This window comes from Halomicrococcus gelatinilyticus, from assembly GCA_024227995.1.
Classification (GTDB): Archaea; Halobacteriota; Halobacteria; order Halobacteriales; family Haladaptataceae; genus Halomicrococcus; species Halomicrococcus gelatinilyticus.
Genome location: CP100465.1, coordinates 2,617,045 through 2,631,785 on the forward strand (window position 1 = coordinate 2,617,045; position 14,741 = coordinate 2,631,785).

At 69.3% G+C, this 14,741-nt stretch carries 13 protein-coding genes; 6 read left to right on the forward strand and 7 right to left on the reverse strand.

Annotation, left to right across the window (positions count from 1 at the left end; all coding sequences use genetic code 11):
* Positions 1–88: 88 nt before the first annotated feature.
* Together NKT36_RS13870 and NKT36_RS13875 are read right to left on the reverse strand one after the other, a co-directional pair.
* Positions 89–2,224 (reverse strand): type II secretion system F family protein, encoded by a 2,136-nt coding sequence (locus NKT36_RS13870; protein WP_327051647.1) that lies wholly within the window; start codon positions 2,222–2,224, stop codon positions 89–91.
* Positions 2,224–3,870 carry a type II/IV secretion system ATPase subunit gene (locus tag NKT36_RS13875; protein ID WP_327051648.1) on the reverse strand — a complete coding sequence of 549 codons (1,647 nt, stop codon included), beginning with the start codon at positions 3,868–3,870 and terminating at the stop codon, positions 2,224–2,226. Before NKT36_RS13875 ends, NKT36_RS13870 begins: the two co-directional genes overlap by 1 nt.
* Before the next feature lie 230 nt (positions 3,871–4,100).
* Between NKT36_RS13875 and NKT36_RS13880 the strand changes: the two genes are divergently transcribed.
* Positions 4,101–4,574 carry a DUF5793 family protein gene (locus NKT36_RS13880; RefSeq protein ID WP_327051649.1) on the forward strand — a complete coding sequence of 158 codons (474 nt, stop codon included), beginning with the start codon at positions 4,101–4,103 and terminating at the stop codon, positions 4,572–4,574.
* Between the two features lie 119 nt (positions 4,575–4,693).
* On the opposite strand, the gene NKT36_RS13885 is transcribed toward NKT36_RS13880, so the two are convergent.
* Positions 4,694–4,819 (reverse strand): hypothetical protein, encoded by a 126-nt coding sequence (locus NKT36_RS13885; protein ID WP_327051650.1) that lies wholly within the window; start codon positions 4,817–4,819, stop codon positions 4,694–4,696.
* A 92-nt stretch (positions 4,820–4,911) separates the two neighbouring features.
* Here NKT36_RS13885 and NKT36_RS13890 point away from each other — a divergent pair, with 92 nt between their 5' ends.
* The 5 genes from NKT36_RS13890 (at position 4,912) to NKT36_RS13910 (ending at position 11,364) form a co-directional block, all read left to right on the forward strand.
* Positions 4,912–6,276 carry a phosphohexomutase domain-containing protein gene (locus NKT36_RS13890; RefSeq protein WP_327051651.1) on the forward strand — a complete coding sequence of 455 codons (1,365 nt, stop codon included), beginning with the start codon at positions 4,912–4,914 and terminating at the stop codon, positions 6,274–6,276.
* 122 nt (positions 6,277–6,398) lie between these two features.
* Positions 6,399–7,433, forward strand: a complete 1,035-nt coding sequence (locus tag NKT36_RS13895; RefSeq protein WP_327051652.1) for a BMP family lipoprotein — start codon at positions 6,399–6,401, stop codon at positions 7,431–7,433.
* 139 nt (positions 7,434–7,572) lie between these two features.
* Positions 7,573–9,153 carry an ABC transporter ATP-binding protein gene (locus tag NKT36_RS13900; RefSeq protein ID WP_327051653.1) on the forward strand — a complete coding sequence of 527 codons (1,581 nt, stop codon included), beginning with the start codon at positions 7,573–7,575 and terminating at the stop codon, positions 9,151–9,153.
* Positions 9,150–10,322 carry an ABC transporter permease gene (locus tag NKT36_RS13905; RefSeq protein ID WP_327051654.1) on the forward strand — a complete coding sequence of 391 codons (1,173 nt, stop codon included), beginning with the start codon at positions 9,150–9,152 and terminating at the stop codon, positions 10,320–10,322. The genes NKT36_RS13900 and NKT36_RS13905 overlap by 4 nt, the downstream gene beginning before the upstream one ends.
* Positions 10,315–11,364 (forward strand): ABC transporter permease, encoded by a 1,050-nt coding sequence (locus NKT36_RS13910; RefSeq protein WP_327051655.1) that lies wholly within the window; start codon positions 10,315–10,317, stop codon positions 11,362–11,364. The genes NKT36_RS13905 and NKT36_RS13910 overlap by 8 nt, the downstream gene beginning before the upstream one ends.
* On the opposite strand, the gene NKT36_RS13915 is transcribed toward NKT36_RS13910, so the two are convergent.
* From NKT36_RS13915 to NKT36_RS13930, 4 genes are all read right to left on the reverse strand, one after another.
* A complete protein-coding gene (locus NKT36_RS13915) occupies positions 11,343–12,137 on the reverse strand; it encodes a hypothetical protein (protein WP_327051656.1) in 795 nt (264 codons plus the stop codon). The two genes, NKT36_RS13910 and NKT36_RS13915, sit on opposite strands and share 22 nt — an antisense overlap.
* Before the next feature lie 185 nt (positions 12,138–12,322).
* Positions 12,323–13,072 (reverse strand): ABC transporter permease, encoded by a 750-nt coding sequence (locus tag NKT36_RS13920; RefSeq protein ID WP_327051657.1) that lies wholly within the window; start codon positions 13,070–13,072, stop codon positions 12,323–12,325.
* The gene (locus NKT36_RS13925) at positions 13,069–14,004 is read right to left on the reverse strand and encodes an ABC transporter ATP-binding protein (RefSeq protein WP_327051658.1); all 936 of its coding nucleotides are present in this window, start codon (positions 14,002–14,004) and stop codon (positions 13,069–13,071) included. Before NKT36_RS13925 ends, NKT36_RS13920 begins: the two co-directional genes overlap by 4 nt.
* 98 nt (positions 14,005–14,102) lie before the next feature.
* Entirely contained in the window at positions 14,103–14,684 is a 582-nt protein-coding gene (locus tag NKT36_RS13930) for a hypothetical protein (RefSeq protein ID WP_327051659.1), read from the reverse strand.
* Between the last annotated feature and the right edge of the window lie 57 nt (positions 14,685–14,741).

Below are 14,741 nucleotides of genomic sequence, written 5' to 3' on the forward strand. Positions count from 1 at the left end.
TCCGGATTCGCCACTCTCGCGTTTCAATCTTGCGAAACACCCGTTCTGGGGCGGTCGACGCCCTATCGTCGAGGTCGGTGTGGTTCGCCTACGGCAGCGCGAGGAAGACGACGTAGGCGATCGATACGAGCACCGTGGCGTGCTTCGCGCCGTCCCTGACCGTCCCCTCGCCCATCTTCCCGGCGACGAGACCGGAGAACAGCCCCTGCACCAGGGCGGTGTGGAAGAACACGAGCGTGTAGGCGTCGATGTTCACCGACCCGACGTCGCCGACGCCGGCGATGCCCGCCGTCGCGCCGGTCGCGGTGCCCGTCGACCCCTCGGTCGGCACCTCCGTCGCCGGGAGCGTCTCCAGTTCCGGGATGAGGATGGCGTCCAGCGCGCCGACGATGACGAGGAAGACGAAGAAGGAGAGGTAGATGATGACGATGTAGGTCGCCATCTCCTGGCGGCGCTGGCGGCGCAGTCGCCGCGTCGCCTGCGCGTCGTCGGCGGCGATGCGGAGCACGCGCCCGATGTCGCCGCTCGCGTGCATCGCGTTCGTGACGAGCGTCACGACCCGCGTGATGGTGGGGCTGTCGACCCGGTTCTCGAACCGGTACAGCGCCGTGCTGGCGTCCGTCCCCCACTCGACGTCGCGCCAGAGGCGTCGCACCTCCTCGTCGAGCACGCCGAGGTCGCTGTCGACGACGCGTTCGAGGCTCTCGACGACGGTCATCCCGGCCTCGTTGACGCTGGCGAGGCGGTCGAGCAGGTCCGGCGCCGTCGCCTCGATGGCGACCAGTCGCCGCCGCCGCAGCTCCTGGACGACGGCGAACGTCCCCAGCACGAACAGGGCGGCCAGCACGACGGCGTCGTCGACGGTGCGCGCGGTCGCGGTGCCGGCAGCGACCTCGGGGCCGACGGCGCCCAGGAGCCCGAGGACCGCGAGCGGGACGGTCGCGTACAGGACGACGACCGGGTCGGCCAGCGCGGTGCGGATCGGGTTCGCCAGCACCGACCGGACGTCGCGGAACCGGTCGTACAGCGCCAGGCGCTCGAAGTTGGCCGTCCATCTGTCGCGGAGCGAGGCGGCGTCGGTGCCGCCGTCGCCGAGCGCGGTCCGCCGGGCGTCGGCGTCGCTCGTGCGGCGCACGTCCGGCAGCGACTGGTCGACGTCGCGCTCCTGGCGCGTCGCGGTGAGCGACTCCGTGATGCTGTCGAGGTAGACGACGAATCCGACGTTGCCCAGCGGGACGAGCAGGTAGGTCAGCAGGGTGAGGAACTGCAGCGTGTCGGCGACGTCCATCAGGCCGACGATGACCAGCAGCGTGATGAGCAACAGCGGCCCGACGACGAGCAGGGAGACGTACCCCTCAGCGAGCGTCGCCAGCAGTTCGAGGAACGCCTCCTGTTGGGCCTTGGCGTCCTCCTGGTACCGCTCGTACTGGTCGTGGAGGAACGAGGGGAGGCTCTGTCCACTCCGGAGCACGCTGGTCAGGTTCTCCGCGAACTCCTCGAACTTCTGGCTGGGCGACTGGTGGGCCATCCGCTGGATGGCCGACAGCATGTCGAGGCCGAACAGGTCCATCGCCTTCACCGCGACGCCGACCTCCTCGGCGGCCTCGCCGTAGACGCCGTGGTTGTGCGCCAGCGTGCGCAGTATCTCGGGGAACGCCATCCCGCTCCGCGAGAGGGCGTACATGAACGCCACCGTCCGCCCGAGGCTCTCGTCGATCTGGCGTTCGCGGGCGTCGGCGCGGTGGGAGAGGTTCGCCCACCGCAGCCAGTAGGTGAGCGCGCCGCCGACGATGCCGACGGTGGCGCTGGAGAACAGGAGGACGACGAACAGTTCGGACGCCGACAGCGTCGGCACGGAGTGGAGGGTGGCGAGGAACTCGAACTGCGCCGGGAGCGTCGCCCGCATCTCCTCCGGGGAGACGGACAGCACCGCGAGCACGGCCCCGACGAGGTAGACGCCGAGGACGCTGCCGGTGACGGCGGCCAGCGTGGCGTACACCCACGTCTTCGAGGCGTACAGCCGGTGGGTCTCGCCGACGTGAGCGGCCCGGAGGAGGCGCTTCCGCCTGGCCTGCCGGCGCCCGCTCTTGCGGACGTACCTGCCGAACACGGCCAGCGCGAAGCGCGTGACCACCCGGTTCGCCCGCCGACTGACCGGCGACAGCGCGACCGGCGCGAGCAGCGACAGCGCCAGCACCAGCGGCAGGTAGTTCAGCAGCGTCATCACTCGAATCCCGAGACGTTCGTCTCCATGTCGTCGACGACGCGCTCGACGACGGCGTCCGGGTCGGCGTAGTACTCGTTGACCATCGCGGTGAACCGCCGGTAGTCAGTGACGTCGTTCTCGCGGAGGTACTGGAGCACGCGCTTGCGGTCGCGCAGTTCCGAGAGCAGGTCGGACCGCGACCAGCCGTGGCTCTCCCGGATGTCGTCGAGGACGTCGCTGTCGCGCTTCTCGAAGGTGTCGCTGTCGGCCTGCCACGAGAAGGTCGTCGAGTAGTCGAGGTCGCCGGTCCGCTGGTCGATGCCGTCGATCTCGGCGATCGTCCTGGTACGCCGGACCCGCTCCTTCCCGACGTAGGTGAGCGCCTGGATGGAGAGGACGTCCAGCGACTGGATCATCGCCCGTGGGACGTTGATAGGGTCGTTCTCCAGGCGGTTGATTACCGTCTGCACCGAGTCGGCGTGCATCGTCGAGTACGTCGTGTGTCCGGTGTTCATCGCCTGGAACAGCGTCATCGCCTCCTCGCCGCGCACCTCGCCGACCGCGATGTACTCGGGGCGGTGGCGCAGCGCCGACCGCAACAGGTCGTACATCGTGATGTCCGCGCCCTCGTCGAGTCGCTCGCGGGTGACGCTCGACAGCCAGTTGTCGTGGTACAGCGTCAGCTCCCGGGTGTCCTCGATGGTGAGCACCTTCGACCGCGGCGGGATGAACATCGAGATGGCGTTCATCGACGTGGTCTTGCCGGAGGCGGTGCCGCCGGCGAAGATGAGCGACTTGTTGTTCTCGATGGCGAGCCAGAGGTACGCCATCTGGTCGAGCGAGAAGGTGCCGTAGTTCACGAGGTCGACCGGCGTGAACGGCTCCTCGGCGTACTTCCGGATGGTGAACGCCGAGCCGCGCGGCGTTACCTCCTCGCCCAGCGCCAGTTCGGCGCGCGAGCCGTCCGGCAGCGTCGCCTCGGAGACCGGCTCCCCGACGCTGACGTGCTGGCCGGCCTGCTGTGCGAGGCGCACGACCAGGCTGTCGAGTTCCTCCTCGTCGTAGACGACGTTCGTCTCCACGTCGGTGTACTCCTCGTGGTAGACGAAGATGGGGAGGTCGTAGCCGTCGCAGGAGACGTCCTCGATGTTCGGGTCGGCCATCAGCGGGTCGAGCTTGCCGAAGCCGCGGAACGACCGGTAGAGGTAGTAGAAGAGTCGGTAGTAGGTCGCCATGTCGACCTCGACGCCGTACACCTCCAGCAGTTCGTGCAGTTCGTCTTTCAGCACTCCCTCTGCGGGTTCGTCGCCCATCTCGCGCCGGTAGATGAGCGACTGGCGGATGTCGGAGAACAGCTTTTCCAGCAGTTCGGTCTCCAGGTCGTCCAGCTCCGGTTCGACGACGTGGTAGCGGTGTTCGTTCGCCTCGGGGTCGTAGTTGATGCTGACGAAGGCGAAGGGAGCGTTCACCCAGTACCGGTCCACCTCGCGGTAGCCCGAGACGCCGGTGAACGAGACGAGCGAGCCGTGCTCGCGGGGGTCGTAGTCCTCGACCGGGATGGTCGACCCGCGAAGCATCTCGGCCGTTCGTCTGAGCGTCCGCCGGAAATCCCGGATGCGGACCGTGAGGTCGTGGGTGAACTCCTCCAGCGACAGGCTCGACATTGGTTGTGTCCTCGGTTACTCGCCCGGACGCCGTCACGTCCGAACGGTGATAGGTGGTTATCGTGCGGTTGATTGGAGCCGGGGTACTTAAATCAATGGCTGGCCGTCCCGATCCGGATACGTCCGTTCGGCCGACAGATTCTTGCGCTCGACGTCCCGGCGGAAAAGCCCCACGGCTCGTATCGTGGCGTTACGTTCATCACAGGGGAGAACGTAGACGGCACCACGGAATGAGGCGCGACTACTTCACCCTGGACGTCGAAAACATCGACTGGGTCGACGAAGACGGTTCTCCCAGCAAGCCGACGGTAACGATCCACTTTGAGGGGCCGTCGTCGACCCTTCGAGAGCGCCTCACGGGTCCGGACGGCGACCTGCTCGACGCCGACGAGACGGACGTGACGTTCCGTCTCCAGGAGAGCGTGGACGAGCCCGGTGCGACCGGCGTCGTCAGCGTCACGAACCGCACCACCGGGGACTTCATCCTCGAACTGAACGAGGAGGCTGAGGACGTCCTCCGGTTCATCCGCGCCGCACGGACCTACGGGCAGGAGACCAGCGACACGACCGGCCGCTACCACGTCGAGATCGCGATCAACGGCGACGACGAGGTCGAGTACGAGAAGACCACGTTCCTCGTCTACAACCGCGAGGGCAACCTCCTCCGTCAGCACAGTCTCATCCCCAGCGGCGTCGAACTCTGACGCTTCGGTAGTCTCCCCACCGCTGGCGATTCGACAGCGTCCCCTCGTTTCTCGCGCCGACGATGCGCCAGCCGTGCGGCCGTGGCGAGCGGCCGCGGTGACCTGCCCAGACCGCGATGCTACAGCGCGATGACGCCGGTCGCGGCGGCGGCGAGAACGAGTGCACCGATCGCGGCCATGAGGACGATGAGCCCGATGAGCCAGTCGAACACGCCGTCCGGGGTCGTCAGCTTGGGCAGGTTCATAGTAGCTGATAGGACGCGACGAGGCTTATTTTTTATGCGGATAGCGGCTGGGAATCGAGTGAACCTAAGTGCCCGTGGGGGAACTGTCGCGTATGGACCTGTTCGGAACCGCGGGTATCCGTGGAGACGTGGTGGAGCGGGTGACGCCGGAGCTCGCGCTCGCCGTCGGGCGGGCCGCCGGCCGACCGGGCGAGGAGTTCGTGGTCGCCCGCGACGGACGCGAGACGGGGACGGCCCTCGCCGCGGCGGTCGAGGCCGGACTGGAGAGCGCGGGGGCGGACGTCCACCGCGTCGGGCAACTGCCGACGCCTGCGCTGGCGTTCGCCTCCCAGGGGCGGCGCGGCGTGATGGTGACCGCGAGCCACAACCCGCCGACCGACAACGGCATCAAGCTGTTCGTCGACGGCGAGGAGTACGACCGCGAGGCCGAGCGCGCGGTCGAGCGTCGCGTCGCGGACGACCCCGCGCCGGTGGCCTGGGACGAGTGGGGCGACGGCGGTCGCGAGGACGTGCTCGATACGTACCGCGAAGCGGTCGTCGAGTACGCCCGCCGGTACGGTGCACCCCTGGACGGCGTCCACGTCGCCGTCGACTGCGGCAACGGGATGGCGAGCCTGGCCACGCCGCAGGTGCTCCGGGCGCTCGGGGCGACGGTCGTCACGCTCAACGCCAACGTGGACGGTCACTTCCCCGGCCGCGAGAGCAAGCCGACGCCCGAGACGCTGACCGACCTGCGGGCGTTCGTCGGCGACGCCGACCGGTTCGCGTTCGGCATCGGTCACGACGGCGACGCCGACAGAATCGTCCTCGTCGACGCAGACGGCGAGGTCGTCCACGAGGACACCGTCGTCGCGGTGCTCGCCGAGCAGTACGTCGAGTCGAGCGACGTCGGCGACCCGGTCGTCGTGACGACGCCCAACGCCTCGGCGCGCATCGACGAGCGCGTGCGTGCGGCCGGCGGTCGCGTCGAACGCGTTCGCCTGGGGGCGCTCCACGAGGGCATCGCCGCGGCGCTGGCCGACGGCGGCCGGGACACCGAGGTCGTCTTCGCGGCCGAACCCTGGAAGCACGTCCACACGCAGTTCGGCGGCTGGATCGACGGCGTCGCGAGCGCGGCGGTGCTCGCCCGCCTCGTCGCTGCGGCCGACGGCGTCGACGCCCTCCGCGCGGACGTGACCGAGCGTCCGTACCGCAAGGTGAGCGTGCCGTGCCGCGACGACGCGAAGACGGGGGCGATGGACCGCCTGCGGACGGCGGTTCCGGACTCGTTCCCGGACGCGACGGTGGACACGGAGTACGGCGTGCGCGCAGAACTGCCGGACGGCTCGTGGGTGCTCGTCCGGCCGAGCGGGACCGAGCCGTACGTGCGCGTCTACGCCGAGAGCGAGGACGTCGACGCGCTCGTCGACGACGCGACGGACGTCGTCCAGTCGGCCGTGTCGGAGGCGGAACGGTAGCCACGCATTACCGCGAATCTGCTTTTTTCCGGAGTTATGGCGCCGAAGCGGTGGGTTTATCAGGAACAATCGGCCTCAGTAACGAACAGATGACGAATATTGACAAACAACGACGACGCTTGATGAAAACTGGCGGCGCGCTCGGCATCGGCGGGCTCGCCGGCTGTCTCGGCAGTCTTCCTGGAAGCGGCGGCGAGAAGACGAACGTGGGCATGGTGTACGCTCTCGGCGGCAAGGGCGACGACTCCTTCAACGAGATGGCGTTCAACGGCATCAAGGAGGCCAAGGAGGACATGAACGTCGCCTACGACGAGGTCGAACCGGAGGGTGCGAGCGAGTTCAAGACGCTCCAGCGGAAGTACGCCTCCTCGACGAATCCCGACTACGACCTCGTCAGTTGCATCGGGTTCGTCCAGACGGACGCGCTGAAGAAGAACGCGGAGAACTTCCCCGACCAGAACTTCATGCTGGTCGACAGCGCGGTGGAGAAGGACAACGTCGCCAACTACGTGTTCAAGGAGGAGGAGGGCTCCTTCCAGGTCGGTCACCTCGCCGGCCTCATGACGACCAGTGACTTCAGCAAGGGCGGCGGGTCGACGAACGACGACAAGGTCGTCGGCTTCGTCGGCGGCAAGAAGAACCCGCTCATCCAGAAGTTCGAGGCTGGCTTCAAGGCCGGCGCGAAGCACGCCGACGGCGACATCGAGGTCAAGTCGGTGTACGTCGGTTCCTGGAGCGACGTCCAGGGCGGCAAGGAGACCGCCCTCACGATGTACAACCAGGGCGCGGACGTCGTCTACCACGCCGCGGGCGGCACGGGCAACGGCGTGTTCAAGGCGGCCAAGGAGGAGGGCCGCTACGCCATCGGCGTCGACTCAGACCAGTCGGTGAGCGCAGACTCCTACGCCGACTGGATCGTCGCCAGCATGGTCAAGCACGTCGACACGGCCGTCTACAACGCGGTCGAGTCGGTCTCCAACGGCAACTTCGAGGCTGGCACCAACGCTCTCGGCCTGGAGAAGGGCGGCGTCGAGGCGGTCATCGGCCAGAACTACACCGACGCAATCCCGGACTCGATGACTTCGAAGCTGGAGACGTCGAAGCAGAAGATCGTCGACGGGGACATCTCGATCCCGACCGACCCGAAGAACGTCTGAGGTTACCGACGCGGACCCGCGGACGGTGCTGCCGGTCGTGGCCGGCACGCCCCGCCGTCACTGACTCGCCGGAGGGAGGGGGCGGCGGCCGAGTCGGGCCTGGTTCCCCGACGCGCGAGGGCCGCGTCAACTGAGTTCAATGAGTGCTCCTACCGTACATCTAGACGGAATCACGAAGCGGTTCCCCGGTGTCGTCGCCAACGACGACGTCGACCTCACCGTCGAGCGAGGCACCGTCCACGCCCTGCTCGGCGAGAACGGTGCCGGGAAGACCACCCTGATGAACGTCCTCTACGGGCTCTACCAGCCCACCGAGGGGACCGTCAGGGTGGCCGGCGAACCGCGAACGTTCGAATCGCCACGGGACGCCATCGACGCCGGCATCGGCATGATCCACCAGCACTTCATGCTCGTCGACACGATGACCGTCGCGGAGAACATCGTCCTCGGCAACGAGCCCCGGAAGTGGGGCGGCCTGGTCGTCGACCACGAGCGCGCACGCGAGGAGGTCGTCGAACTGAGCGAGCGCTACGGGTTCGACGTGGACCCCGACGCCCGGGTCGAGGACGTCAGCGTCGGCGTCCAGCAGCGCGTCGAGATCCTGAAGGCGCTGTACCGCGGTGCCGACGTGCTCATCCTCGACGAGCCGACGGCGGTGCTGACGCCCCAGGAGGTCGAGGACCTGTTCGACGTCCTCGACGAACTGACCGACCAGGGGAAGACGATCATCTTCATCACCCACAAGCTCGGCGAGGCGATGCACGCGGCCGACGACGTCACCGTCCTCCGGGACGGCGAGAACGTCGGCAGCGTCGACACCGACGACGCGACCCGCGAGGGACTCGCCGAACTGATGGTCGGTCGCGAGGTCATCCTCGAGACCGACAAGGACGAGCGCCCGCCGGGCGACGTCGTCCTCTCCGTCGACGACCTCTCGGTCACCGACGACGCCGGCTACGAGACCGCCGCGGACATGAACTTCGACGTGCGCGAGGGCGAGGTGTTCGGCATCGCGGGCGTCGACGGGAACGGCCAGACCGAACTGACCGAGGCCGTCACCGGGATGCGGACGCCCGACGGCGGACGCGTCGTCTTCGACGGTGAGGACGTGACCGACCGGTCCCGGCGCGAGCACATCGAGCGCGGGATGGCCTACATCCCCGAGGACCGCCAGGAGGAGGGGCTGGTCATGGAGTTCGACCTCGTCGAGAACAGCCTGCTCGGCAACCAGCACACCGAGCCGTACGCCGACACGGGTGGCATCGACTGGGAGTCCACCCGCGGTCACGCGGACGACGTCGTCTCGGAGTACGACGTCCGCCCGCCGGACGTGGAGGCCGAGGCGCACTCGCTCTCCGGCGGTAACCAGCAGAAGTTCGTCGTCGGTCGCGAGTTCAGCCGCGACCCCTCGCTGGTCGTCGCGTCCCACCCGACTCGCGGCGTCGACATCGGAAGCATCGAGTTCATCCACGACCGCCTGCTGGAGCTGCGCCAGGAGGGCAAGGCCGTGCTGCTCGTCTCCTCAAAGCTCGACGAGGTCCGGCAGCTCTCCGACCGCCTGGGCGTCGTCCACGACGGCGAGATCGTCGACGTGGTCGACCCCGATTCGGTCACCGAGGAGCAGCTCGGCATGCTGATGGCCGGCGAGGAACCCGCCTCGGTGCCGCAGATGGCGGCCCGCGTCGGCGGCGGCGCACCTGCGGGCGGTGGTGGCCGATGAGCGACGGACTGCGCGCGAAGGCGACGGCAGGCCTCCAGCGGCTGGTCGACGCGTCCACCCTGGAACGGCTCGGACTGAGCGTGGCCGCGCTGTTCGCCGCGCTGCTGGTCGGCGCGGGCCTGCTCCTGGCGTCCGGCTACAACCCCATCGTCGTGTACTACTGGCTGTTCTACGGCGCAATCGGCAGCTCGTTCAACGTCGCGCTCACGCTCCAGCAGATGACGCTGCTGCTGCTCACCGGTCTGGCGGTCGCGGTGTCGTTCCGCGCCGGGCTGTTCAACATCGGGACGCAGGGCCAGCTCGTGCTCGGGGCGCTGGCGACGGCGCTGACCGTGCTCGCGGTCGCGCCGGTCGTCCCCGGCGGCCTCGTCGGCACCCTCGTCCTCGTCCCGCTCGGCCTGCTGGCCGGCGCCGTCGTCGGCGGTGCGTACGGAGCCATCCCCGGCGCGCTGAAGGCGTACGCCGACGCCAACGAGGTCATCACCACCATCATGCTCAACTTCATCGCGAGCGGGGTGGCGTTCTACCTCGTCAACAACTACTTCCGGGTGAGTTCGACGGTCGCGACCGAGAACGTCCCCGGGAACGCGAAGCTACAGCCCGTCGTCTTCCACCCGAGCTCGAGCTTCTCGATACTCGTGTTCATCGGCGCGCTGGCGCTCGTCGCCGGTATCTATCATCTCTTCAGGAACACTGCCTTCGGCTACGAGTTACGGACGAGCGGCCTCCAGCCGGCGGCGGCGTCCTACGCGGGCGTCGACGCCGAGCGCATGACGGTAGCGAGCATGACGCTCTCGGGCGCCGTCGGCGGGCTGGCAGGCGCCATCTTCGTGCTGATGGTCGAGGGGCGGTACATCGCCCCGCCCTCGCTCGGATTCGACGGCATCACCGTCTCCATCCTCGCCGGCAACAACCCGCTCGGGGTCGTTCCGGCGGCACTGCTGTTCGGCGTCCTCAAGAGCGGCGGGCTCACGGTCGGCTTCCAGACGGACGTCCCGCCCGAGCTCATCGGGGTGCTGCGCGGCCTCATCATTCTCTTCGTCGCCATGCCGGAGTTCTTCCGCATGCTCGGTGGCCACGTCGGCGTCGGGAACCGCGACGCGGTCGCGACGGACGGCGGGCAACCGGGCGAGACCGACGCCGACGAGGGAGGTGACGACGATGCGTAGGAAGCACGCCCTGCTCGCCGCGGTCGCCGCGCTGGCCGTGGTCGCCGGTCTCGTCGTCGAGGTGTTCTTCCCGGCGAGCCCGGCGGCGGCGGTCGTCGGCGTCCTCAACGTGGACTACTTCCAGGCGTCGCTCCGGGTCGCCGTCCCCATCGCGTTCGCGGCGCTCGGTGGCATCTTCGCCGAGCGCAGCGGCGTCATCAACATCGGCCTGGAGGGACTGCTCATCATCTCCGCGTTCACCGGCATCGCCGTCAGCGGCTGGGCGAACGGAAGCGTCTCGCCCGGGATGGCCGCCTGGCTCGGCTTCTTCGCGGCCGTCGCCGCGAGCGCGCTGTTCGCGCTGCTGTTCGCGGTCGTCACCATCGACCTGAAGGCCGACCAGGTCATCGCGGGGCTGGCCGTCTGGCTCATCGCGCTCGGCCTGGCGCCCTACGCCACCCGCGTCATCTGGGGCAGCACCACCAGCGGCACGGTGCCGACGCTGGGCAACTGGGTCGTCCCCGGCCTCGCCGAGATACCGGTCGTCGGCCCCGTCTTCTTCGACGCCAACCCGACGGTGTACATGCTGCTCGTCGCCGTGCCGCTCTCGTGGTACGTGCTGCAGAGCACGCCGTTCGGCCGGTGGGTCCGCGCCAGCGGCGAGAACCCGCGCGCGCTCGACACCGCCGGCGTCAACGTGCGGAAGGTGCGCTACGCCAGCGTCCTGCTGTCGGGCGTCCTGTCCGGCGTCGGCGGCGCTGGCCTGTCGCTGTCGCTCGGCCAGTTCATCGGCAGCGGTGCGACGATGGTCGACGGTCGTGGCTGGATCGGCATCACCGCGTTCCTGTTCGGGAACTACAACCCGGTCGGCGCGTTCGGCGCGTCGCTGCTGTTCGCGGCGCTCTCGGCGCTGGAGATCCGCCTCCAGACGCTCGGGTTCTCCGTCTCCCAGACGCTGATCCGACTCGTGCCGTACGTCGTCGTCATCGTCGTCCTGGCGTTCGTCGGGCGCACCCGGACGCCGGACGCCGCCGGCGACCACTACGAGTCCGGCGAGGAGTAGTCCAGGTAGCGGTCGAGCGTCGCCCGCACCTCGTCCTCGTTCTCGACGTCCTCGCGGTCGAACGCCTGTTTCCCCTGGAACCACTCCGACCGGTGGAGGACGAGCGCCCTGTCGGTAAACTCCGCGCCGTCGAACGACGACCAGTCCAGCACTCGTCCCTGCAGGACGACGCCCTCGTCGCCGAGCGCGACCTCGCGTTCGGCCTGCGCGGGGAGGATGGCCGACAGCGCTCCCGAGACGGTGACGAACACGGTCGTCGACCCCGGGACAGAGTCGGCCCAGAGGTACAGCGCGCCGAACACGACCATCGCGACCGACAGCGGGAGGAGCGAGGCGACGACCAGTATCTTGCGACGCCGGGGCGACGGCCGCGCGGCGAACTCGACGAGGACGGTCACGTCCTCGCGCTCGCGCCGCCGCAGGTGCTCGTAGGCGACCACCACGGCGAGGAACCCGACCAGCACCGCCAGCAGGCCGGCGCCCGCGGGGTGGACGAAGAACGCCAGCGGGTCGAGGCCGGGCGGTCGCGTCACGAGCGGCCAGACGTACGCCACCGGAACGGCGACGAGCAGCAGGCCGGCCTGGAGGTTCCCCAGACTCGCCGCGAGGTCCGACGTGGCGTCCGCGGCGACGAATCCCACCGTTGCGCCCAGAAGAATCCCCACGGCGAACAGCGGCCAGGTCGGCCCCTCAACCGCGAGGGGGACCAGCGGGCCGACCAGGAGAGCGACGTAGGCGACGACCAGCGCGTCGAGATGACGCTCGCGGGACATGTACGACGATGATACCTTGCAGGCCAAAAAATCTGTGTGGCCCACGGGTCGCGCCAGTCCGGTTCCTCGTCCGAACGTTTATACGCGATACCGGGACCAGACGGAGTGATGGGCGACGGAGAACGGGCGAGGGCGGAGAAACGACCTGCAGCGTCGGCAGCGTCGGCGAGGAAGGAGGTGGTCGACTAGTCGGTGCGGGGGATGGCGTACGCGCCGGCGGCGAAGAACGCCACCGCGAGGACGCCGAGCACGAGCAGGTCCGCACCAGCACCCGTCCCGGCGTACGTGACGTCCCGGACGCCGCGCGCGAAGTAGGTGAGCGGCGAGAGGTTCATCGCCGGCCGGAACCACGCCGGGAGCATCTCCGGCGGGACGAACGTCTCCGAGAGGAACAGGAGCGGGAGCGCGACGCCGTTGCTCGCGGCGACGACGCCGTCCTGCGAACTCGCGAGGCTGCCGAGTAGCGCGCCGAACCCACAGAACAGCGCGACGCCGATCGCGACGAAGACGGCGACGACGGGCAGCGACGCCAGCGCCACGCCCGCGCCGGTGAGTAATGCGACCAGCACCAGGATGATGCTGCTCGCCAGGCCGATGATGGCGACGTTGACGAGCGTGTGCGCCAGCAGCCACTCGGAGCGGGTCAGCGGCGTGGTCGTCAGCTTCTCGAACTGGTTGGATTCCCGGTGACGGGCGACGGTGTGTCCGATGCGCGACAGCGGCGTGAAGAGGACGACGACCGCGAGGTACCCGGGCACGTAGTAGCCCGGCGGCTCTGCGAACAGGCCGCCACCGCCGCCGGTCTGGACCAGCACGCCGAAGATGAGGATGAGGATGACCGGGAAGAAGAACGTGAAGAAGACGGCGGTCTTGCGGCGGGCGAACGACCGCCACGCCGCCCCGCTCTCCGCGGCGATGCGCCCGACGGCCGTCATCGCTCACCTCCGACGGGGACCGGTTGCCCCACCGACGCTGTCGCGGCCCCGACCTCGTCGCCGGTGAGCCGGAGGTAGACGTCCTCCAGGTCCGGCTCCGTCCACGCTAGCGACTCGTACGCCACGTCGCGGTCCTCCAGCGCCGCGACGACGTCGCCGATGTCAGCGGGGTCGATGCCGTCGAACACCAGGCCGGCGTCCGTCTCCTCGACGGCGAACCCGTCCGCGACGGCGTCTGCCGGCGCGTCCGTCTCGACGACGAGGCGACTCCGCCCGCCGTGTTCGGCGACGAGCGCCCGCGGGCCGCCGACGGCCACGAGGTCGCCGTCCGCGAGCAGACCGACCCGGTCGGCGAGGTGTTCGGCCTCGGCCATGTAGTGGGTCGTCAGGAACACCGTCGTCCCGCCGGCCGCGAGGTCCTCGACGAGCGACCAGAGCGCCCGTCGGCCCGCGGGGTCGATGCCGGTCGTCGGCTCGTCGAGGAAGAGGACGTCGGGGTCGTTGACCAGCGTCGCGCCGACGCAGACGCGGCGCTGCTGGCCGCCGGAGAGGTTCTCGTACCAGGTGTCGTCGGCGTCGGCGAGTCCCACCTCGTCCAGCACGTCGTCGACGGCGCGCGTCTCGTCGTACAGTCCCGCGTAGTAGCGCAGTAGTTCACGCGCCGTGAGCCGGGACGGCGGATCGAACGACTGCGGGAGCAGTCCGATGCGCGACCGGTCGACGGCCGCGGGGTCGTCGCCGTGCACCCGCACGCGTCCCTCGTCCGGCGTCGTCGTCCCGGTCAGGGCCCGGACGAGCGTCGTCTTGCCCGCCCCGTTCGGCCCGATGAGCGCGAACACCTCGCCCGCGTCGACCGAGAGGGAGACGCCGTCCAGTGCGGTGGTGTCGCCGTAGCGCTTGCGTACCTGCTCGGCGACGAGTGCGTCTGCCATGGTCGCCCGTAGCTCTCGTCGGCAGGTAAGGGGTTCGGTTCCGGGACTGCGAGAGCGTCGGCCGACCGAAGCGACGGGCGCGTTCGCCGCGTCGGTCCTCAACGAACCCGGAGTCTCTCGTCAGCGAAGGCGGACTCCGACGTCGGGTCGACCGCTCGCCCGGAACCGCTCGCACGGGGTCGGACTTCGGCGACGCGGCGTCCGGAACCGTCCGCGTCCAGCACCGTCTTGAGGCCGGCTTCGAGTTCGCGCTCGGTGAGTTCGCCGTCGACGTAACGGCCCCGGAGTTCGTCGAGTGCGTCTGTCGTCCGCTCCTCGTGCGTCCGCGGGTCGAGCACGGCGACGCGGTCGGCGAGACGCACCCATCGCGCCGGTGGATTCGACGCCTCGAAGGCGGTGGCCCGCCGGACCATATCGATCCGGCACGCCGTCGACAGCGACCGCGCAGTCGAGACGATCGTTCGAGCGAGCAGCCACCCCGTAACGACCGCGGCCAGGACGACGAAGACGGACGCGGCGAGGACGCTCGCGAGGAGCAGACCGAGTGCCTGCTGGCCGGTCGCCCCGCCGAGCACGACCACCAGCCCGGCGGTCGCGAGCGCCCCGATCCCGACGAGGACGACGAGGCTGGCGAGCAACGCGCGGACTCCCGTTCGGGCCGACCCGACTGCGTTCACCATCGGCGGATCAGCACTCGCGGAACCGGTCGTCTGACTGTGACATCGGTGACATCCCCC